Consider the following 19,628-nt stretch of genomic DNA (forward strand, 5'->3'; position numbering starts at 1 on the left):
CCTAAAGGGGTTTAAAAAACATTGATTTTGGAATTTTGCTTTGATTTTACTACTTGGCCCAAAAACGACCATTCTTCTTATACTGAAAAAACTCTAAGATTCATTATGGCCTCCATCTTGTTTCTGGCAATCGGTGTTGCAATAGCTGCTGCTTTGTTTGGTTCAATGGCAATCCAATCCCTGACCCCGATCAACGAAGTCATTTTGTCCCCCCAAGAGAAAAAATGCCAACAAATTGCAAATGAGGGATACAAGATGCATGCACTTTACCCCGAAGCACATCCTGATGACTTGCCAGAAGATGACAAAAAACGATTGCTATACCTTGATGATTTGTGGATGACTGAATGTGTTGCAGTTTTACCTGCCGAATCTGTTTTTAGTATTGTAAATAATGTCGAAAGAGACACATCACATGGTGAATAATTTATCTAAAGTGTTTCCAACCAGAGTCTTTTAGAACAATCTCTTTGTTGTTTCTCTGTAGCACCACTCCCTTACCAGTAGTTACGTGACCAATCTCAATGATTGGTGTCTTGAGAAGTTTTGCATTTTTTAAAATGGCTTGCTTGTGTTTTGGATTAACAGTAAAAACAAACTCGTATTCTTCTCCTCCATGAAAAACCAAACCATCTAAATTCAATTTTTGTGACTTTGCATGAGTTTCCAAATCCTTTTTGTGTGGTGAACTGGTGATGACAAATTTCTTTTTTGACTGCTTTGCCATCTCGTTTAGTGTGGTGGATAGACCGTCACTAGAATCCATTGTTGCTGTAAAGTATTTTTTATTTTTCAATCCAAAATTTACTCTGGGCTTTGGATTCAACACTGACTGGATGGATTTTTTAACAAAATCTCTACTTCCTTTCTTCTTGTCTAGCAATATGCCTAGACCTGCTGCAGTATAACCAAATGGTCCTGTTGCAAAAATCAAATCATTATTCTTTGAACCGCCTCTGGGTACTATTCTCTTAGAACTTCCAAACAGGCACACATTAAACACAACTTCTCTTCCTGCGTTTGTATCGCCTCCTAGAATGGAAATTCCAAACTCTTTGCAGGCTTTTCTGAATCCTGCAGCAGCATCTTCTATTTTTGAGCGTGAGATACTTGAAGGAAAGTTTACTGAAATTATCCCATATTCCGGCTTGATTCCCTTTGCAGCAAAGTCGCTGACACATGCTACTACACTTTTTCTTGCAGCATCTGATAATTTCATCTTGGGGGGAATATCTGTACTTTCTACTAGTGTGTCTGTTTTTGCTATGATGTTTGATTTGTTTAACTTGAAAATCTCTACGTCTTCAGATACAAAATTCTTGTTTCCAAGCTTCTTTTGAAAAATTTTGATGATTTCTGATTCATCTAACTTGCTCATAATTTTGATTCACCAACTCTATTGTGTCTTTAACAATCTTCTTGCATTTCTCCTCATCATTTGATTCAGCTGATACTCTGATGATGTCTTCAGTGTTTGATTTTCTTATCAATACCCAACTGTTCTCATCAATGATTCCTTTGACTCCGTCTAGTGTATTGACTTCAGAATAATCACTTGCAAACGTTGAATGTACTTTGTCTATTACTTTGTCATGGAACTGTGCATCAATTGCAGTCTTGTCTCTAATTTGGAAATAACTTTCCATAAAATTCAAAACTTCGTTAAACTTTGCAGTTCCAAGCATTGATGAAATCAAACCGCTTGTTAGAATTCCTTCTCTGCAATAATTAAACTCCGGTAAAATAAAACCGCCACTACTTCCTTCTCCACCAGCTTGTGCATTGTCTTTTATCATCTGTTCAATTACATTTGCTTCTCCAACTTTGGTTCGCTCAACTGTTCCGCCGTTTTCTTTGATGAACTTTTCAACTGAAACACTTGTGTCGATACTTAACACGAACTTCTTGTATCCTAACTCCAAAGACTTTGCAACTCCCAATCCCAATGTTACATCAGGTGTCTGCTTCTTTCCGTTTCTAACTACAACCAATCTATCGCCATCCAAATCAAATGCAAACCCGATCTCTTTTTTTGATGATGCCAAAACAAGGTCATCCAAATTATCTGAAGTAGGATCTGGACCTCTGGTGCACCCTTGCAGGTTCTCATTTAACACCTGGACATTACAACCGATTAATTCTAACAATTCAGGCGCAAATCCTTTTGCAGCCCCGCCTCCAATATCTACTACAACCTCAGGCTGGTTCTCCAAATCTCCTATGATCTTTCTTGCATCTTCAATGTATGATGATAAAATGTCTTGTTCGCTGCCAATTTTCTGGCTTTTGATCTCTTGTTTTTGGATTATCTGCGGAAGTTCCTTTTCATTTATTCCTCTTCCCTCAATGATGAATTTCATTCCATTCCACTCTATTGGATTGTGAGAAGATGAAACAACAATTCCTGCACCATACTTTCTTGCTTCTCTAAAAACTACTGGAGTAGGAACAGTCTCTAAATTAAAAACATCAATTCCGTTTTTCATCAATGCTGCACTGGCAGTATCTTTTATCATGGAACCTGATGGTCTGGTGTCTTTTCCAATAACACATTTCTCAGACTTTACCAGTGATGAAAAGTTGTTACAAAATTCTAGTACGTCTTTTAGATTGAGGTCTTCTCCAAATATTCCTCTAATTCCTGAAATTGTTTTTTTCAATCAATCCAACTCAGAAAGGCTTTTTATTAACTCTGATGGCTTTACCCAAACGTGCCTTGGTAGCTCAGCCTGGTAGAGCGAACGCCTCGTAAGCGTTAGGTCGCGGGTTCAGATCCCGTCCGAGGCTTTGTTAATTTTTCAAAAATGTTTGTAAATTGAGAATCTTATTCATCAAGGGTTTCGATATCTACTTCTAGTTCTTTTCCTAAACCTTCCCACCATTGTTTAGTTTGTTCTGTCATGTTCCCCTCATTAGTAACCTGAAATTCTCCTTTATAGATCTGTCGGTTGATCAAATGTTGATCAATTACTAGTGTTTTCTAAAATTTTTATTCAGTTTCTTCATCACGTTTTCTCTTGAATTTTCTATACATGATTATAGTTAGAGCAGCTCCTGCACATCCCCAAAACAATGGCGATAAACCAGGTTCAATTGTAGGTTGAAAAGCTCCAACAAAACTTGCAAACATTATAGCTATCAAAACCAATCCGCCTAATTCTAGCATTTTTGCCATGTTTTCTCTGAGTCTGTGGTGATTTCAAAAAGATATATGGTTTTGTAAATTACATCGAATAATGGACAAGTATCTCACAGTAATTTTGATTTTTATGATTGTAACTATAGCAATTGCATTTTTCAATCCGTCTACAGGTGAGATGAGATTCATTGCACCGTTATTTTATGGCGGAATAGCAGGAATAATTATTATTGTCGTTTACAGCTCCTATAAGGAGAAAAAAGAACGACAAAAAGCTAATGCAAAAAGAAGATCTAGAAAATAGGTCTTAGAGTTCTAAACCAAATGATTCAGCAATACTTGAAAAGTTTGCATAAGATTCCAAATATTGTCTTCCTTTTGGTGTAATTACAAAGGTGTTCTTTCCATCAAATTCAATTTTGTTGATTAGGCCTGCGCCAGTCAAGTTATCTAAGAATTTGGATAGTCTAGAATGTGATAAATTTGCCTTTGTTAGAAGTGATGTTGTCTTGATGCCTTCCTGTCCAGACTGTTCAGTAACAGTCAACAAATCAGCTACAATTTGCATACTAGTTCTATAGGAAACCATACGTAGTCTATTCTAAAACTCAGATATAAGGGTATTACCATCTTTCAGTTCAGATAAATAATCTCTAGCCTAGTTATCACCAATGTCTGCAATTCCATGGTTTGATGACTTTGAAGGTGTTGCTTACAGGTATTATGATCTTCGCATGAATGTTGTCCCCTTGGTCTCTGACAGAAAAGAGTCTGCATCTATTTGGCATGACACCATTCGTTACTGGGTAGATCCATCAATTAAGATCAGATTTGTCGAGATCGGTGATCAATACTGGTTTATCATGGGCGCTGACTCCCAAAAACCTGACACGAACATGTCCTTCTTCAAAGTTTTACACAAGTCTGAAAATTATGATCGATTCAAGAAAGGTCACGGTGGAGAAGCATATTTGAGATTAGGAACATATGCACAAAAGTCTCTTAATGAAGTAAAAAAAGATGCATTGTGCAATTGCGGTCATGAAGCAGTAGATCATGATGAAAATGATGAGGATGTATGTCTGTATAACAAATGTGATTGCAAAAAGTTCTCTACTTTTCAGGTAAACTTGTTGAAAAGAAAGAAAACAATTACTGATATTAAATTCCTTGAAGAAAAAGATGTAAAAGATGATCCACTTGTCTGGAATTGTTTTAATGCAAATAAATTCTCAAAAGAGAAAAACTAGTCCAAGTGTTTGTTTACTCTAACGTGATCTCCAGGATAATAATCGTGAAGTTTTTTTGAATAACAATCTCCGCAAAGTGTGCCTTCAATTCCCCACTCTTTCATTGCTTTGAATTGAAGTTTAACTTCTTGACTGCATATTGCACATTTTTCTTTTAATCCCAAAGTGTTTCTGCTCTCTTTAATCAATATAAAAAACATTCTCGAGTGCTAGATGAAAATTATGTTAAATACCACTTGTTTTTATGAAATTTAGGTAGCAGTCTGACCAATGTAAACCTCCTGCAAGATTTTTACTTGGTTGGACTCTGCCTACTAGAATTACAATAAACTGTTTGTTAGTTTCTTTAGTGCCAAGATTTCGTCTTCTTCTTGCCTGATTTTTTTATCAATTACTCTGAGCATTGTGTCATTCCAGACGTGTTGAGAAAAGAAATTGTGCTTTGTGTTTGCCATCTCTATCTCGTCATCAACCACTGTGTCTTCGAGAAATTTTGTCACAATTACATCTGCAAGTTTCAAAATTCTAGAATTTAGTTTGAAACTGCGGAAAATTGGCTCGATTTTCCTAATGTCTCCCTTGAAATCTCCCTTTGATTCCAAAATTTTCTTGTGTAAAATTCTAAAGTATACTGCAACATAGAACAATGTCGCATATCTTTTTGTCTTGTGACCTCCCTTCTTTCCATACTTTAGTGACTTTTTTGCATATTCTTTTACCAGATATGGATACAACAAGATTCTGTAATCGTCTTTTAGATTGTCATTGAAGATATCGTCATACTTGCTGCCTCTTGGAAGAAACTGAGCTGGTGAACTGTATGCTTCAGTTGGTCTTTGTTCAATTCCTGCAACTAGAGATTGAATTGCATCTTTTGCAACAATTACTTTTTTGTGATTGTCTGGAAGATAATTGTTGTATGTAGAATCTCCTGCATACTCGCATTGTTTTGATTTTGATTTTGTATCAAAAGAACCTGCTTGAATTTCATAAAAGTAACCGCAGTTTTTTAATTGTGATTTGATTGATTTGTGAAAATCCATCAAAGAGACTAGATCTTTTCCTCTGACAGAGTTTTGTGAGTTTCTATATTTTGTAATGTTGTTTTGTTCTTGCTCATCATCTGCTTTGATTATTGTAACTGTCATGGAGCCGTCCATGTTTTTTGTTCTCTTTGAATGATCAAGTATGGAATTTGATGTTTGAGCACCGTTTACTATTTGTGGTGCATGAAGCTCAATCATGTTCTCCCCTAGTTCTGAAAAATCACTTACCACAATTGTTATTCCGTTATTGTAAAAGAAGAATTTGTTTGGATTACTTTGCAATGTCTCTCGTAATCCCTTGTTAACTGTAGTCTTGAACTGCATCCACTGTCTGATGTTTGATTCAAACACATAGTCTCTGTTCCTGCTTACAAATTCTGTTAGTTCACGCAGTTTAAGAATTCCTAGTATGGTGTTCTCATGTCTAAGCATCTTTTCTAGTCTTATTGATGATTTTTTTCCTGCTGCTGGTTTCTTTATCCTGTCCCATAATCTTTGAATGATTTTTTCCTCATCAATTACTTCTACTAGATCATCATGATAGTCTACTTTTTGGTCAGTTACATAGCAGCATTTTACTTTGAGATTCTTTTCCTTTATCTTTGTGACAAGTTGAGCCAGCTCTGGTCTCATCTTTGTGACGTCTTTTGTAAGCAGTCTTTTTGCATCTTCTTTGAATTTTGCAATTGCTTCAAGTGAATGTGATGTACCATATTTTGATTGAAATAATCTAACTGTATTATCTGAAAAGTCTACTGGCAAGTATGCATCAATGCCTAGATCGTTTGCACCATCTACAATTGCATCTGCTGCATCGTCTTCTGTGGCCTCAAAGACTCGTGTTAATATCCATTGAAGAAAATTGTTTCCTTTCTCAACGTCGCTTTTAGAGTTCTCAGCATACTCGTGTATGCTTTCTCTGATATTTTCTTCAAATCCTTCTAGAGGTGGACTGGAATTTTTTTGAACTAATAGTGTATGTGATCCAGGTATGTATTCTAGTAACCCGTTTCCATTTTGTGACATTTACTTTTCTAATATGCTATATATTTAGAGACTTGGGTAACTATGTAATAACTCGGTTTTGGATGTGAAAAGATTTGAATAAAAAAATAATTGCAACTAGCATAATTGGAATCGCAATCATAGTGTCTCTAGCTGTTGCATTTTCAACTGGAGTAGAGCCACAACCAGAGCCTGATTCTGAATCTAATACAACAACTTATTCAATGCAAGGAGTTTTGAAATCTGACGTAATGACTGGCGGCGATGTCATAATGCCAACCAAAGTATCTCGACCTGGATGTGAGGAGACTGATAGATGCTACATCCCATCTGAAATCAGAATTGCTGTTGGCGAATCTGTAACCTGGGTAAATGAGGATTCAGCATTTCATAGTGTCACATCTGGATTCTATGATGAACCAATAGATCTTTTTGATAGCGGATATCTGGATCCTTTTGAATCATACACACTAACTTTTGATGAAACAGGAACTTTTGATTATTTTTGTACTTTACATCCTTGGATGGAAGGACAAGTTATTGTGGAGTAAAGGTACCCGAGGGAGTCGAACCCCCTTGTATAGGCTTTGCAGGCCCACGCATAACCGTTCTGCCAGAGTACCGTTTTGAAAAACACAAAATGAACAATTAAACTCTTGTGATGATATCTTGCTCTATCTTAGATTTGTCTCGAAAAATTCTATAGTTTTTTGCCATGCATCCATTGATGCCTCAGGTGCATAACGTTCTCCTGAAGGATTTGCAAATGCGTGGTCTACTCCTGGATAGATGTGAATATCGTTAGTGATTCCCACTTCATTTAATGCAGATTCGAATTCATTTACTTGCTTGGGTGGAATTCCTTGATCAAGTTCTGCAAAGATTCCAAGTATTGGCCAATCAATTGAGGACAATGTTTGAGGTTCTGTAACTAGTCTTCCATAGTAAATTACTGTTGCATCCATGTCTTCATTGTTTAGTGCAAGATTAAGTGACTGTTGTCCTCCAAAACACCATCCAATAGAACCAATTTTTTCTGGAGAGTATTGCTCTTGGATGTATTGTGTTGCAACATTCATGTTTTCAATTCCGTTTTGCTTATCAAATGAACCTACCAATTGACGAGCTTCGTCTGATGTTGTAGCTACTTTTCCATCATACAAGTCAACTGCAAATACAACATATCCATGTGATGCAAGTTTTTCTGCCATGTCTTTGACGTTATCATTTAGTCCCCACCACTCGTGAATCATTATTACTGCAGGATATTGCCCATCAGCTGCTGGCTTTGCCAAATAACCCTTTGAGTTTTGAAAATACTCTACACTAATTGTATCTACTGAGAATTCTCCCAATTCAAAAATCTCCGAGTTGTTATTCTCATTTGTATAGTCTGGTAGGATGTGGACTGCCCATCCTCGCTGAATTAATTTTTCAACTGATGATGGCTTGATGCATGCTGGCTGACCATTTGATAATTTCAACACTAATTCAAGGCCTTCTGTACATGTAACCTTGGAAGGTTCAGTACCTTCTTGAATCTGCTTTAATGGTGGAGGAAAATATGCAATTGCATCTGCATTGTTGTAAATTTGTGATGAGAAAAACAACAATGAGACTGCAATTATTCCAAAAAGAAAACTCTTCACAATTTCTTGTATGTGATTCTAAGATTTAACCTATTTTGCAAAAAAGATTCAAACTCCCACTTGTAACTTCTTTTGAAGGATACATATCCAATTTTGTACGTCAAATGTGGTCTTTGTTTTTATTATCTATTTTTACTAGAATCTATAGATTGAAGATTATTATAAAAAATGGTGAATCAGTTGACGTTTTTTCTGATGCCAGTGACGTCTCTGTTCTTCCAAAAAGCAAACTAGTTAGAACCTTTAATGAAGATGGTTCTTTGAATGAAGAATTCAAACTCGTTGACAAAAAAATTGAGTTGAATGATGATCTTGATAACGATAAAACTGAAATTATCGTAACCTTGGATGTTAGAAAATAATAATTCAACATGAATGATGTTAGTTAAAATAGCAACACATCCACTTCTTTCATTTTTAGTTCTAAAACTGGCTCAAACCTCTAAAAACTAGAATCTAAAAATATGGTTCAAAATTATTTAGATTAGAAGAAAAGATGACATCAATTGATAAAGCAGCAATTTTTTGGTCTATAGGAATTGTTGCAATAGGCGTAGCATTTGCATCTTATGGACTTTATTCTCCAACACCCTATACTGTTGATTACCAGGACGTTTCGCCAAAAATTTTACATGATTCTGTATTTTTTACTCTACAAGGACAGGATTCTGTAGGAAACATTGATGGAGATATTTTTGATGCAGGGCCAAAGATGACTTATGTTTCTACATCTAAAGATGGTAAGTTGATTTTAGCTACTAGCAGTGCAAGTGATAGTGTTTTTGCATATGACTCTAAAGGAAACAAATTATCTGAAATTACTGTTGGAAAAACACCAAAAGGTGTAAAGATTCATCCTACTCTAGACATTGCTTTTGTTGCAAATGAAAATTCTGGCACCGTTGGTGTTATTGATCTAAAAACATGGAAACTAACCAAAGAAATTCCTGTTGGCAAAATACCTCACAATATTGTTTTTCATCCTAATGGAATTACTGCCTATGTTACAATTCAGGGAGGTGATGAGATTGCAATAATTGATGTTTCATCATTAACTAAAACAAACTCAATTCCTGTAGGTACATTACCTCATAATCTAGACATTACTTCTGATGGAAAACATCTGTTTGTGACAAATATTGGAACAAATGATGTTGCAGTAATTGATTTGATTGATAACACAATCATCAAAAGAATTTCTGTTAGTACTGGACATCATGGTATTGACATTCCTCCTTTTGGGAACAAAATTTTTGTTTCTGGAATAGGTGATGATAAGATAAATGTGATTGATGCCACTTCTCTAGAATTAATTAAACAAATTCAGGTGGGAAAAGGACCCCATGGATTAAGATCTGATCAAAATTCTAACAATTTGTATGTTGGAGTAACGCAGACAAATGAAATTGTAGTTATTGATACTGATAGTTTGACTATAGAAGAGAGAATATCTCCTGGTAAAACTCCATTTTGGATTGCAATTCCTGGAAACCCATAACCTAACTGCCAAAACTAGTTTCTCGATGATTTTTTCACATCTGCATCCGTTTTTCACCTTGAAAAATATCTGTCTCTAAAGATTCTGATCTTTTCTTCTTTATTGTTAAATATGATAATTTGGCAATTTTTTTTGTGACTAGAACACACAACAAAAAATCTGTTGCCCTGACCGCCATAATGGCACTAGTTGTCTTGATGGCATTGGGAATCACTGATGTATTTGGTGATCATGAAGCAGATACCCTAGTTCACGAGTTTGGAGAGCTTCTAGAAGGTGTTGAAGCAGAGATTCTAAAAATTCCAAATGATATAGGATCTTCTATAAACACATCTGATACGATGCAAACTGAAAAAATCTTATCCCAAGTTGCATATCTTGAAGCCTTTGACGAAGTAATTCGCTCACAAATTCTCTAAAGTACTCGGTAGAATTTCCCTAGTGGAAACTAAATTTTGAGTACTTGATTTTACATTAATTTTTTTAATAACAAGTACTCTATCCCACATTTTTTCTGTTTGATTGATTCTTGGACTAGAATTTGTTAAATGGTTTTGAAGCCAATTTCACGTCTTCACCTTTGACAGTTTTTCTACCTGCGTGAGAAGCCATATCTACTGCACTTTTAGCAATACCATTTGCCACTTCTTCAATAACTCTTCTTAATTCGTCTGCAGACTCATCGCTGACTCTTTCAGCACCTGCTTTTTTTAGAATTCTATACATTGCAGATAGACCCAATTCTGATGATTTCATGAATTTTGTTTTAATTTTTTGTGAAAAAAGATAATGAGTGAAAAAATATCACTAAGGAATCGATTTATACAGACTATTTTAAGAATTGATCAAGAAAATGACTTGGTACTTTGATTCTCACATTCATTTATCTGATCCTCAGTATGCTCCTGACATGGATTTTATTTTACAAGAAATGGATTTTTTGAAAATTAAAGCATGTTGTGTATCTATGGATGTAAAAAATTCTCTAGAAACTTTGGAGCTTGCACAAAAAAGTGATCTTGTATTACCGTTTATTGGAATTCATCCAGAATGCGCAAATGATGAATTAGAAAAAGTTGTTACTCTGATTGAAAATAATCATGATACTCTTGCAGGTATTGGGGAGATAGGATTAGATCCTACCTATACTAATAATGATGAAGATACTAAAAGACAAACCCATGTCTTTGAAACTTTACTGTCTTGTGCTGAAAAATATAACAAGCCAGTATCAATTCACTCGCGAAAAAGTTTGGATGATGTTTTTCAAGTCATGACTTCGTATGATACAAAATATGCATTACTTCACTGGTTTGATGGAAGCAAGAAACAACTTTCAAAGGCCATGGATATGGGATTCTTTGTTTCCTTTGGACCTGTGATGATTTATGCTAATGACAAGCAGATTCTATTATCAAAATGCGATGAATCAAAAATTCTAGTTGAGACTGATGGTCCTGTCAGGTTTTCTAGATGCTTTGAAATGAAATCTGCAGATATTGGCTTTATTCCAAGTGTGATCTTTTCTGCCTCCAAAGTTCTAGGAAAGTCCTTTGATGAGACTGCAGAACTGCTAGAAAAAAATTCAAACTCGTATCTTGGAATATAGATATAAAATACCCTAATCTTTAGACGAGGCGTGGATAGAATAAAGCGCCTTTCATACGAAGTCTTAGATACTCACAAGTCTAAATTCGGTGAAGATTTTGCTGATAACAAAAAAGCTCTAGATCAAGTTTCAATCGTCCGCTCAAAGGGACTAAAAAACGAAGTCGCAGGTTACATTACAAAATTTATCAAAAAAGAGATTAGAGAACAAAAAGCAAAAGAGGCACAAATTGCATCTTCTAAGGCCCAAGAACAAGAAGTTCAAATGGAACCTGAACCAGTAGAGGCAACTGAAACCGCAGAAGCACCTGCTGCAGAGGAAACTGAAAATACCGAAGCTCCAGCAGTTGAAGCAACTGAAACAACAGAAGCACCTGCTGCTGAAACAACAGAAGCACCTGCTGCTGAAACTACAGAAGAAAAATCTGAATAATACATTAAGTATTAATTTCAAACTTTAACAAAACATCCTATGATTACTGTAAAACTTGTTGGCGGTGCCAAGAAATCTTTTGCAACAGAAAAATTGGAAATTGAAAAATCAGATATCTCTATTCAAGAATTAATTGATTTACTATTAGAACTAAAGTCTGATGATTCTCCAAAATTAGACACTGAAAATATTCTAGTTGCAGTAAATGGTGTTGATTCTTCTGCAATGGATGGTAAATCAACTGTAATCAAAGAAAATGATGTAGTAAGTATCATTCCTGTGATTCATGGCGGCGCTTCCAAAAGACTGCTCTACAAAGTATCCTCAAAACAAATACAGGTAATCCAAATTAAAGGCCAAAAAACAATTGATGTGAAATTTTTAGATTCCTTTAGAGAAAAATATCCAAAAATCATACTCCAGGCAGTATCAAGTGAATTTGTTTTGAATAGTTCGCATCTAAAAAAAATCTTGTCTCTTTCACTAGAGTCACAAAAAAATGATATCCTACTCTCAAACAAACTTGAAACTGATATCTTGATGCGTTTTGCATTAACAAAACAAATCTCTGCTGCAATTGCATCTGCTGGAATGAAACCAAAAACTGATTTTATACTAATTACAATTGGAAACAAAACCAATCTTGATGCATTATACAAGGAACTATCTTCACTATCTGTTCCACTGTTTTCAAAAAATAATGAATCATTTTTGAAAAAATCTTTTAAAATTTCAAAAAAACAGATTGATTCTGTTTACTCCAAGACTCCCTTAGAAGACCTTCTAGTGGAAAAAGCAGCAGTTTTACTCTGAAATACTGCGTTTGGTCTTCTCAGTACTCAAAATATCTGACTTTTTTAGCACCGAAACTCCAGTTTTATTTCCCAGAATCTCAATTAATACAACTTTGTCTGGAAATTCAAGTGAAACCTGATTCTTTATCTTGCTTGCAACTTTAGTGATGATTTCCTGACTAGATACATCTGAATTTCTTTTCTCAATTGAAATTCTATACTTTTCATCTTTAGAAATTCCTCCTGATAATTCTTCTACAACTTTTTCAATCTCTTCAATTTTTGTCTCAACGATTCTTTGAATCGGAATTATTCTCAAACAATATCTCACACTCCAGGGCTCATCAAGTAACATCTCCTTGATTTTTCTAACAACTTCGACTGGATCTAGCTTTGTTTCAGCAGTAAGAATACCTGACATGCTTGTGATCGTAACTTTGGGATCAGAATCACCAAACTCTTCTAGAAATTCCCTCAACTCCCCTTCTGTTTCAGGCTCAAGATGTCTTGCACATGTTACTATTAGATTCATGTCTCCAAAATCTCCTCTTTGCTCAAAGAACCCTCTCTGATAATCTTGATTTTTTCATTTTCTATTTCAATAATTGTTGATTCACCTTTGCTTGTAATTGTTCCCCCATCAACAAAGACGTCATAGTTTTCTACATTTTTGATGCATTCCTGAGGATCAAAAAATGATGGTTGTCCTGAAACATTTGCACTGGTTCCAACTAGATACTTGCATTTTTCCAATAACTGTAAAGTACATTTGTGATTTGGAACTCTTAGTGCAATTTTGTCAGTTAGATTTAGTGATTCTTTTAATTTTGCGTCTTTTAATTTTAAAATAATTGTTAGTTGTCCTGGCCAAAACTTTTCTGCAAGTTTTTTTGAAATCTCGTCAAATTCTGCAATTTGATTAGCTATCTCTTTGGAATAAACCAAAACTGGAAATGGTTTTGAAAAATCCCTTGACTTTATCTCATAGACTTTTTTTGCAGATTCTTTATTGTACGGATTGCATCCTATACCGTATACTGTGTCTGTTGGAAATACAACTATTCCTCCATTCTCTATTATTTGAGATGCTTTTTGTATTCCCTCACTATCACAGTTTACTTTCAACACTTTATCCTCTTTTTTTTGTTTAATTACCATTTTCTTTTGAAAAGTTTTTAACATCAAATTTTTTCTATGATACAATGTCCAGTGAAGACTATCCTGACACTGATTTTGAAGATGACTTTGATGATGATTTAGATGAGTTAGACGAAGAAGATTAAATGCTTAATCCAAAGTTGTCTGCAAAGTTTGTAAACTTGTAATATGCTTGAAGGAACTCTCTTCCTGTTTGGCTGATTTTGTATTTGTTAGAACCTTGACTGTCAACTTGTTCTAAAAGACCCTGAGAAACTAGTGTCTTTAAAATTCTTGAAATTCTAGAATGAGAAATGTTTGCTTTTCTAATCAGATAGGTTACTGTTGCACCGTCTTCATCTTGAAGATCATCTCTAGTAGTAGAAAGTATATCGCCAATGATTTTCATATGTGTTCTATACTCTGCCATTTCCTATGGTATAATTTTGTTAATTTCTATGAGAGGACGTTGATATTTTCCAATATACCAAAAAGATAAAAGAATTTGACAAATGCGGCATTTTGAGCCTAGATAGAAAAATTACTCTAATCCTTCATCAAATTTTATCTTGGTTAGCGGAACCTTGCTGACTGGAATGAATAATGCAATCAGACCTCCGATTTTGATTATCATTGACACTGGATATAGAATTGATTCGGGGAATACAAAAGAATACCATCCCAAGAATTCTCCGAGTGCCAATAATGCCAGCCCGATTGAAACTGAGATTGCTCCCTTGTTTCTATTATCCAAGTATGACAGCATTGTTTCAATTGCACCATAAGCAAGCAAGATGAATGAGACTGATCTAAAAAGATGTTCCAATTGAACAGATGAAACTAGAAAGAATGGTAGGATTCCAACTGATCTAAAGTAACTTGATTTTGGAAAAAATGATTTGATGCTGTGTGAGAATGCAATGAAAAAATATCCCACTGTCTGAATTGCAATTCCCAAAGTCTGTACCCATCTTTCTATATGCCCTGCTTTGATGACAAAGTCTTCTGCCATGTATCCTGACCAAATCACAAAAAATCCAATACTAATTGAGAAAAATGCAATTGTTAATCTAAATAGTGTAGGACTGCCTGTATTTCGGAATCCAATTAATGACATTATTCCAATTCCAAGTCCTACCAAAAATCCTACAAGATTAAGTATATTTTCTAATAAAAATTCCAATGATGTTTAGAAACTCATTAAACTAATTATTTTAATCTGATGAATGATTTCACTATCTTGTTAATCCCATTCATCTAATGAACCTGCAGTTTGTCCTTCTGTACTACCTGCATAGTCGCCAAGTATGTCTGAATATGTTGCTTCATTGTGTGCTACAAATTTGATATACTCTCCATAACTCATGTCTAAATCACAAGATCCACATTTTACAAAAGAAAAGTCTGGTGCCAATTCTGCATCTTCTTTGCATTTAGGACACTTTATCTTCATGAAAAGTTTGGTCTTTGTTAATTATTATTACTTTACATTCAATAAAAGATAAAAGGAGTTTCAAATTGCTATTTTCTATGAGTCGTACTTGTACAAAATGCAAGAATGCCATTCCTGATACTGAACAATTAGGTCCAGTTGCTGAGAAATATCCTACATGCAACAAGTGTTGGGCTGAATGGAAAGAATACCAAATCATGGTAATGAATGAAATGAAACTTGACATGTCAATGGCTGATCACAGGAAATTATTGAAAAAACATGAGAAAATCTTTGTAGGTGTAATGTCTCCTGAAGGAGAAGTTATTGATTACACCAATGAGGATAACAGAAAGCCTGACGAGCCACCAGCAGGTGCTTAGAACTTCAAATGCTTTTTTGCATTTTCTGGAATAACTAGCATTACTCTTCTCTTTTTGTCTTCATCAAGATTGTTGATGATTTTCTTTACTGCATTTGCCAGCGTTTCTTTTTCATTCTCATCTAGTGTAAGATAAATTTCTAAAATTCCATCTAAATTGAATGTGATTAGTTTTTGTGGATTTTGTGCAATCTCTGTAATGTAAGCTGAGAACAGTCCTTCTCTTTGCTCATCAGATAGTGTGGCCAGAATTTTTAGCCATGTTTTGAACAGTTTTGCAAAGTTTGGAAATGGGATTGTAGGTCCTGCCTCTAATGCATTGTTAATTACTTCGTCTTGATCTGGCTTTGCTAATGAAAAAAATTCCATCATACGTTTTTTTAAAATTGGATTTCTCAAAAAGTCTGGAAGATTTGCTAAATTGACAATGATGTTTCCTGCAAAATTCTCTCCAACCATCGATCTAGAAAATCCAATCTCAGTTATAAAATGATGCAACAGCACTTTAGCTTAAATAAACCAAGTTCAAGTTCAACATCATGACATCTACTGTTGTAGTTGGTGGATTTTTTGGAGATGAAGGAAAAGGAAAGATCATCTCATATTTGGCAATTAAGGATAATCCAAAAATTATAGTTCGCGGTGGTGCAGGACCAAATGCCGGTCACACCATCAAAGATGGCGACAAAGTTTACAAAGTTAGAATGCTTCCAAGTGGTTTTCTAAACAAGGATGCCAAGGTCATGATTGGTCCAGGTGTTGTAATTAATCCTGAAGTATTGCAAAAAGAGATTGATGACTTTGGTGTCTCAGGACGCTCATTTGTTGACAAACACTGTGGAGTTATTGAAGAGACACATCTTGCCCGTGATTCCAAAGGTGAACTCAAAGAAAAGATTGGAAGTACTGGTTCAGGAACAGGCCCTGCTAATGCTGATAGGGCAATGAGAGTTTTGAGATTGGCAAAAGACTTTGATTCATTATCTTCACTAATCACAGATGTTCCTGCAGAGATTAACGCTGCTTTGGATAAAAATGAAAATGTTCTAGTTGAAGGAACTCAAGGCACGTTTCTTTCACTATGGCATGGTACCTATCCTTTTGTAACCTCAAAAGATGTAACTGCATCTGGAATCTGTGCTGATATTGGGCTAGGTCCAACAAGGGTAGATGAAGTAATAGTTGTCTTCAAGTCTTATGTTACTCGTGTAGGCACAGGTCCACTTGACAAAGAACTTTCTTTAGAAGAAGCAGAAAAGAAAGGTTGGTCTGAGTTTGGAACTGTTACTGGACGTCAACGACGTGCAGCTGACTTTGATTTTGATTTAGCTAGGCGTGCAATCATGCTCAATGGTGCAACACAAATCTCAATTACAAAACTAGATGTGTTGTTTACAGACTGTGCAGGAAAAACTTCGTACGATGAATTGTCTGAAGATGCAAAAGCATTCATAAAAAATATTGAAGACAAATTAAACACGCCTGTTACAATTATTGGAACAGGCCCAACTGTCAATGATGTAATTGACAGAAGAAACTAGGCTCCAATTTTTTGGATAAGTTTAATTTGTTAATCGATCGTTAACTTTCGTGGAACAACCATCTCTTTCTCCTGTTGACAAACAACCTCGTTACATCCAAGTTCATTCCACTTTAGAATTTACCAGGCTCGTTTGTGCACTGGAGCGTGCACCACGCGTATCATTTTTGCATGATCATGATGGCAGAAAAATTTTATCTGTTCAAATGGATGTTCTAAAAGAAAAACCAATCGTATACTTTACACCATTAGATCATAACGGACACTATCTTCGTTATGGACTCAAAGGAGGAAAAGAAGAATCAGATATTGTAGATACTACTTCTGATTCAAGTAAGCTATATTCTCCAATTGTTCGAATAAAATCTCTACCAAAAACTCTGAAACCTGGAAACGGAACTCTAGATAGATACCAACCAATTGAACTAGAAGACATGTCTAGTCTTGCAAAACTCACGTGGGGTTTTGAAGATATTCCATTTCCATTATTCTTATTCCCACACAATGACAAATGGCTTTTAGGTGTCTTTATGAACTTCCATGAAGAAGGTACGTCATACTTTTGTCATGTATTGCTTGACAAAGATCCAGAAAAACCATTCCTAAAGTTCTCGACAAGCAATGTTATTGAACCAGTTTTTGTTGATGATCCTTCAGAACACGGTTATTCGTATATCAAAATAATAAAATTAAAAGACACTCATCCATTAGTTGATTATGCACACCTTCAAAACTAGACTTTCGCAGATCGCAAAAACAAACGGCAAAGTAATTCTTGCCAATGATTATGATCCCTCTGTAAAAAATTTAGAATCTAAAACCATCTCAAACATCAAAAAATTACATCCATATCTTTGTGCAGTGAAATTGAACTTTCACTTGTTACTGCCATTAAGTGAAAAACAAGTTCTCAAAATAAACAAGACAGCTCACAAATATGGTTTGCAAACAATTGCAGATATCAAACTAAATGATATTGGAAACACAAATCGAGTAACAACTGAAAATCTATGGAAAATGGGATTTGATGCAGTCATAGCAAATCCAATAATGGGATTGGATAGCTTGAAAAATCTAGTAAAATCTGCCCACAAAAACGGAAAAGGAGTCATTACTTTGTGTCATATGAGCGCACCTGAAGCTAGACTGTCTTATGATATGGAAGTAAAAATGCGAAAAAAACAGCAACTATACCAACTGTTCTTAGACTGGGCTCTTGAATCCAAAGTAGATGGAATTGTAGTTGGCGCTACTTTTCCAAAAATAATTCAGTATTGCTCAAAAAAGGCTGGAAAAAAACTTGATATCTTTTCTCCCGGTGTTGGAACCCAAGGTGGAGATGCAAGCGAGGTTATCTCTTCGGGAACAAGTTATCTAATTGTTGGAAGAACAATTCTAAATGCAAAAAAACCAATTGATATTGCAAAAGAATTACAATTAGACAGTCTTGCCAAGTAACATCTGAGCTTTTGTTAGTACTGTCTTTGCATTATCAAAAGTAGTCTTTTCCATTGCAGTGTTGTAATCCATCCATGTGTAATCAAGGTGCTCATGTGAAATGTTTACTTCTTTAGTTTTAGTTTCAGCCAAAAAGAAAACAACTTTTTTGTGAACCAATTCCTTTTGATATTGAAAATTGTATTCTATCCATTCTTCAAAATTATCTAAAAATGTTATATCTGTTATTCCTGTCTCTTCTTTAGTTTCTCTAACTGCAGTTTCATGTGTGGATTCACCTTTCTCCATCTTTCCTTTGACAAAATCCCAGTGCCCTGAGGGATAATGCAAAAGTAAAAACAGATTCTTAGAATCCTCTCTTCTAAACAATACAATACCTGCTGATGTCTCTTCTATCATTTTCCTAATCTTCTTTTTCTTTCCTGAAATGTTCTAATGGCTCTCATCAAATCTATTTTCCTAAACTCTGGCCAAAAGATATCCATAAAAACTAATTCACTGTATGCGCTTTGCCACATCAAAAACCCGCTCAATCTCTTCTCACCTGAGGTACGCAAAATCATGTCTGGTGATGATTGTGGCAGATGTGATGTGTAAAGATTTGACTCTATCTCTTTTTTTGTAATTTTATCAACATCTAGTTTACCGTCTTTGATTTTCTCACCAATCTTCTTTACTGCATCAACTAGTTCGTATTGTCCTCCATATGCCAATGCGATGTTTAGGAAATGATTATCATAATCTTTAGTAGCATCGTCTAATTTTTTTAGAATCTCTTTGATTGAATCTGGTAACAACTCTATTCTTCCTATTCCCTTTACTCTCATTTTGCATCTGTGAATTCGCGGATCGTTGTATAATTTCTCTAATCTCATGCGAATCAACTCGTAGAGATGATCTAACTCTTCATCGTTTCTATCCAAGTTCTCAGCAGATAATGCATACAATGTTACAATTTTGATATTAAATTCCTCACACCAATCAAGAAGGTTCTCTACTGCATCAGCTCCTTTCCAGTGTCCATCTTTTGGAATTGTTAGATGTCTTCTGGCCCATCTTCTGTTCCCATCTAAAATTAATGCAACATGGTTTGGAATGTCCCCACTCTGAATTTCATTTTCTAGTCTTTTTCCATAAATTTTGTAAAGACCTGATAACTGAAAAATCACATCTTTAATCTTGCTAATGTCAGTTCACCTTTTGATGACTGATACATGATTAAAGATATCAGTGTTATTGAAAAATTCAGGCTAGAAA

31 protein-coding genes and 1 tRNA gene are annotated in these 19,628 nt (G+C 35.1%); 15 read left to right on the forward strand and 17 right to left on the reverse strand.

What is annotated here, in order from left to right; genetic code table 11:
- The first annotated feature begins 117 nt into the window (after positions 1 to 117).
- Positions 118 to 426, forward strand: coding sequence for a hypothetical protein (locus Nisw_RS06745; RefSeq protein WP_255430737.1), 309 nt, complete (start codon positions 118 to 120; stop codon positions 424 to 426).
- A 1-nt stretch (position 427) separates the two neighbouring features.
- On the opposite strand, the gene thiL is transcribed toward Nisw_RS06745, so the two are convergent.
- Together thiL and Nisw_RS06755 are read right to left on the reverse strand one after the other, a co-directional pair.
- A complete protein-coding gene (thiL, locus tag Nisw_RS06750) occupies positions 428 to 1,378 on the reverse strand; it encodes a thiamine-phosphate kinase (RefSeq protein ID WP_141977634.1) in 951 nt (316 codons plus the stop codon).
- Positions 1,362 to 2,660 carry a phosphomannomutase gene (locus Nisw_RS06755; protein WP_141977636.1) on the reverse strand — a complete coding sequence of 433 codons (1,299 nt, stop codon included), beginning with the start codon at positions 2,658 to 2,660 and terminating at the stop codon, positions 1,362 to 1,364. The genes thiL and Nisw_RS06755 overlap by 17 nt, the downstream gene beginning before the upstream one ends.
- A 53-nt stretch (positions 2,661 to 2,713) precedes the next feature.
- On the opposite strand from Nisw_RS06755, the gene Nisw_RS06760 reads away from it, so the two are divergent.
- Positions 2,714 to 2,787, forward strand: a tRNA-Thr gene (locus tag Nisw_RS06760).
- Between the two features lie 37 nt (positions 2,788 to 2,824).
- Here the strand turns inward: Nisw_RS06760 and Nisw_RS09450 are convergent.
- Together Nisw_RS09450 and Nisw_RS06765 are read right to left on the reverse strand one after the other, a co-directional pair.
- The gene (locus Nisw_RS09450; RefSeq protein ID WP_255430738.1) at positions 2,825 to 2,956 is read right to left on the reverse strand and encodes a hypothetical protein; all 132 of its coding nucleotides are present in this window, start codon (positions 2,954 to 2,956) and stop codon (positions 2,825 to 2,827) included.
- Between the two features lie 33 nt (positions 2,957 to 2,989).
- The gene (locus tag Nisw_RS06765; protein ID WP_141977638.1) at positions 2,990 to 3,175 is read right to left on the reverse strand and encodes a hypothetical protein; all 186 of its coding nucleotides are present in this window, start codon (positions 3,173 to 3,175) and stop codon (positions 2,990 to 2,992) included.
- Between the two features lie 61 nt (positions 3,176 to 3,236).
- Between Nisw_RS06765 and Nisw_RS06770 the strand changes: the two genes are divergently transcribed.
- Positions 3,237 to 3,443: a hypothetical protein gene (locus Nisw_RS06770; protein ID WP_141977640.1), complete on the forward strand. Its 207-nt coding sequence runs from the start codon at positions 3,237 to 3,239 to the stop codon at positions 3,441 to 3,443.
- Positions 3,444 to 3,446: 3 nt separating this feature from the next.
- On the opposite strand, the gene Nisw_RS06775 is transcribed toward Nisw_RS06770, so the two are convergent.
- On the reverse strand, positions 3,447 to 3,707 hold the full coding sequence (locus tag Nisw_RS06775; RefSeq protein ID WP_141978549.1) for a winged helix-turn-helix domain-containing protein: 261 nt from the start codon (positions 3,705 to 3,707) through the stop codon (positions 3,447 to 3,449).
- 103 nt (positions 3,708 to 3,810) lie between these two features.
- On the opposite strand from Nisw_RS06775, the gene Nisw_RS06780 reads away from it, so the two are divergent.
- A complete protein-coding gene (locus Nisw_RS06780; RefSeq protein ID WP_141977641.1) occupies positions 3,811 to 4,389 on the forward strand; it encodes a hypothetical protein in 579 nt (192 codons plus the stop codon).
- Here the strand turns inward: Nisw_RS06780 and Nisw_RS09205 are convergent.
- Together Nisw_RS09205 and Nisw_RS06785 are read right to left on the reverse strand one after the other, a co-directional pair.
- Complete coding sequence (locus Nisw_RS09205) at positions 4,386 to 4,553, reverse strand: hypothetical protein (RefSeq protein ID WP_185736591.1); 168 nt, start codon at positions 4,551 to 4,553, stop codon at positions 4,386 to 4,388. The two genes, Nisw_RS06780 and Nisw_RS09205, sit on opposite strands and share 4 nt — an antisense overlap.
- A gap of 156 nt (positions 4,554 to 4,709) precedes the next feature.
- Positions 4,710 to 6,461, reverse strand: coding sequence for an AIPR family protein (locus tag Nisw_RS06785; protein ID WP_141977643.1), 1,752 nt, complete (start codon positions 6,459 to 6,461; stop codon positions 4,710 to 4,712).
- A gap of 74 nt (positions 6,462 to 6,535) precedes the next feature.
- Here Nisw_RS06785 and Nisw_RS06790 point away from each other — a divergent pair, with 74 nt between their 5' ends.
- Entirely contained in the window at positions 6,536 to 6,991 is a 456-nt protein-coding gene (locus Nisw_RS06790; protein ID WP_185736592.1) for a plastocyanin/azurin family copper-binding protein, read from the forward strand.
- A gap of 123 nt (positions 6,992 to 7,114) precedes the next feature.
- Here Nisw_RS06790 and Nisw_RS06795 read toward each other — a convergent pair whose 3' ends face one another.
- Complete coding sequence (locus tag Nisw_RS06795; protein ID WP_255430740.1) at positions 7,115 to 8,089, reverse strand: dienelactone hydrolase family protein; 975 nt, start codon at positions 8,087 to 8,089, stop codon at positions 7,115 to 7,117.
- A 149-nt stretch (positions 8,090 to 8,238) separates the two neighbouring features.
- Between Nisw_RS06795 and Nisw_RS06800 the strand changes: the two genes are divergently transcribed.
- From Nisw_RS06800 to Nisw_RS06810, 3 genes are all read left to right on the forward strand, one after another.
- Positions 8,239 to 8,451 (forward strand): hypothetical protein, encoded by a 213-nt coding sequence (locus Nisw_RS06800; RefSeq protein WP_255430741.1) that lies wholly within the window; start codon positions 8,239 to 8,241, stop codon positions 8,449 to 8,451.
- Positions 8,452 to 8,585: 134 nt separating this feature from the next.
- Positions 8,586 to 9,587, forward strand: coding sequence for a beta-propeller fold lactonase family protein (locus Nisw_RS06805; RefSeq protein ID WP_141977647.1), 1,002 nt, complete (start codon positions 8,586 to 8,588; stop codon positions 9,585 to 9,587).
- Between the two features lie 134 nt (positions 9,588 to 9,721).
- Positions 9,722 to 10,006: a hypothetical protein gene (locus Nisw_RS06810; protein WP_141977649.1), complete on the forward strand. Its 285-nt coding sequence runs from the start codon at positions 9,722 to 9,724 to the stop codon at positions 10,004 to 10,006.
- Between the two features lie 115 nt (positions 10,007 to 10,121).
- On the opposite strand, the gene Nisw_RS06815 is transcribed toward Nisw_RS06810, so the two are convergent.
- Positions 10,122 to 10,343: a histone family protein gene (locus Nisw_RS06815; protein ID WP_048071117.1), complete on the reverse strand. Its 222-nt coding sequence runs from the start codon at positions 10,341 to 10,343 to the stop codon at positions 10,122 to 10,124.
- A 97-nt stretch (positions 10,344 to 10,440) separates the two neighbouring features.
- Between Nisw_RS06815 and Nisw_RS06820 the strand changes: the two genes are divergently transcribed.
- From Nisw_RS06820 to cgi121, 3 genes are read left to right on the forward strand one after another with little or no spacing between them, the layout of a single operon-like run.
- Entirely contained in the window at positions 10,441 to 11,196 is a 756-nt protein-coding gene (locus Nisw_RS06820; protein ID WP_141977651.1) for a TatD family hydrolase, read from the forward strand.
- Positions 11,197 to 11,226: 30 nt separating this feature from the next.
- Complete coding sequence (locus Nisw_RS06825) at positions 11,227 to 11,628, forward strand: 40S ribosomal protein S17 (RefSeq protein WP_141977653.1); 402 nt, start codon at positions 11,227 to 11,229, stop codon at positions 11,626 to 11,628.
- A 39-nt stretch (positions 11,629 to 11,667) separates the two neighbouring features.
- On the forward strand, positions 11,668 to 12,441 hold the full coding sequence (gene cgi121 / locus Nisw_RS06830; RefSeq protein ID WP_141977655.1) for a KEOPS complex subunit Cgi121: 774 nt from the start codon (positions 11,668 to 11,670) through the stop codon (positions 12,439 to 12,441).
- Here cgi121 and Nisw_RS06835 read toward each other — a convergent pair.
- The 5 genes from Nisw_RS06835 to Nisw_RS06855 all read right to left on the reverse strand — a co-directional run bounded on the left by Nisw_RS06835 (position 12,433) and on the right by Nisw_RS06855 (position 15,012).
- Positions 12,433 to 12,954 carry a THUMP domain-containing protein gene (locus tag Nisw_RS06835; RefSeq protein WP_141977657.1) on the reverse strand — a complete coding sequence of 174 codons (522 nt, stop codon included), beginning with the start codon at positions 12,952 to 12,954 and terminating at the stop codon, positions 12,433 to 12,435. The two genes, cgi121 and Nisw_RS06835, sit on opposite strands and share 9 nt — an antisense overlap.
- Positions 12,951 to 13,580, reverse strand: coding sequence for an L-threonylcarbamoyladenylate synthase (locus Nisw_RS06840; protein WP_141977659.1), 630 nt, complete (start codon positions 13,578 to 13,580; stop codon positions 12,951 to 12,953). Before Nisw_RS06840 ends, Nisw_RS06835 begins: the two co-directional genes overlap by 4 nt.
- 121 nt (positions 13,581 to 13,701) lie before the next feature.
- Positions 13,702 to 13,989, reverse strand: coding sequence for a winged helix-turn-helix domain-containing protein (locus Nisw_RS06845; RefSeq protein WP_048071086.1), 288 nt, complete (start codon positions 13,987 to 13,989; stop codon positions 13,702 to 13,704).
- A gap of 111 nt (positions 13,990 to 14,100) precedes the next feature.
- Positions 14,101 to 14,742, reverse strand: coding sequence for a hypothetical protein (locus Nisw_RS06850; RefSeq protein WP_185736593.1), 642 nt, complete (start codon positions 14,740 to 14,742; stop codon positions 14,101 to 14,103).
- A gap of 60 nt (positions 14,743 to 14,802) precedes the next feature.
- On the reverse strand, positions 14,803 to 15,012 hold the full coding sequence (locus Nisw_RS06855; protein ID WP_014963809.1) for a hypothetical protein: 210 nt from the start codon (positions 15,010 to 15,012) through the stop codon (positions 14,803 to 14,805).
- A 77-nt stretch (positions 15,013 to 15,089) separates the two neighbouring features.
- On the opposite strand from Nisw_RS06855, the gene Nisw_RS06860 reads away from it, so the two are divergent.
- Entirely contained in the window at positions 15,090 to 15,374 is a 285-nt protein-coding gene (locus Nisw_RS06860; protein ID WP_141977661.1) for a Fe(2+)-trafficking protein, read from the forward strand.
- Here Nisw_RS06860 and Nisw_RS06865 read toward each other — a convergent pair.
- Positions 15,371 to 15,832: a hypothetical protein gene (locus tag Nisw_RS06865; protein ID WP_141977663.1), complete on the reverse strand. Its 462-nt coding sequence runs from the start codon at positions 15,830 to 15,832 to the stop codon at positions 15,371 to 15,373. The genes Nisw_RS06860 and Nisw_RS06865 overlap by 4 nt on opposite strands.
- 80 nt (positions 15,833 to 15,912) lie before the next feature.
- On the opposite strand from Nisw_RS06865, the gene Nisw_RS06870 reads away from it, so the two are divergent.
- Genes Nisw_RS06870 through Nisw_RS06880 form a run of 3 tightly spaced genes read left to right on the forward strand, consistent with a single transcriptional unit; the run spans position 15,913 to position 18,371 of the window.
- Positions 15,913 to 16,914 (forward strand): adenylosuccinate synthetase, encoded by a 1,002-nt coding sequence (locus Nisw_RS06870; RefSeq protein ID WP_141977665.1) that lies wholly within the window; start codon positions 15,913 to 15,915, stop codon positions 16,912 to 16,914.
- Positions 16,915 to 16,963: 49 nt separating this feature from the next.
- Positions 16,964 to 17,650 (forward strand): hypothetical protein, encoded by a 687-nt coding sequence (locus Nisw_RS06875; protein ID WP_141977667.1) that lies wholly within the window; start codon positions 16,964 to 16,966, stop codon positions 17,648 to 17,650.
- A complete protein-coding gene (locus Nisw_RS06880; RefSeq protein WP_141977669.1) occupies positions 17,631 to 18,371 on the forward strand; it encodes an orotidine 5'-phosphate decarboxylase in 741 nt (246 codons plus the stop codon). The genes Nisw_RS06875 and Nisw_RS06880 overlap by 20 nt, the downstream gene beginning before the upstream one ends.
- Here the strand turns inward: Nisw_RS06880 and Nisw_RS06885 are convergent.
- Together Nisw_RS06885 and uppS are read right to left on the reverse strand one after the other, a co-directional pair.
- Positions 18,351 to 18,770: a bis(5'-nucleosyl)-tetraphosphatase gene (locus Nisw_RS06885; protein ID WP_141977671.1), complete on the reverse strand. Its 420-nt coding sequence runs from the start codon at positions 18,768 to 18,770 to the stop codon at positions 18,351 to 18,353. The genes Nisw_RS06880 and Nisw_RS06885 overlap by 21 nt on opposite strands.
- The gene (uppS, locus tag Nisw_RS06890) at positions 18,767 to 19,510 is read right to left on the reverse strand and encodes a polyprenyl diphosphate synthase (RefSeq protein WP_141978556.1); all 744 of its coding nucleotides are present in this window, start codon (positions 19,508 to 19,510) and stop codon (positions 18,767 to 18,769) included. The genes Nisw_RS06885 and uppS overlap by 4 nt, the downstream gene beginning before the upstream one ends.
- Positions 19,511 to 19,628: the final 118 nt, after the last annotated feature.

The sequence above is a fragment of the Candidatus Nitrosopumilus sp. SW genome (assembly GCF_006740685.1).
GTDB lineage: Archaea > Thermoproteota > Nitrososphaeria > Nitrososphaerales > Nitrosopumilaceae > Nitrosopumilus.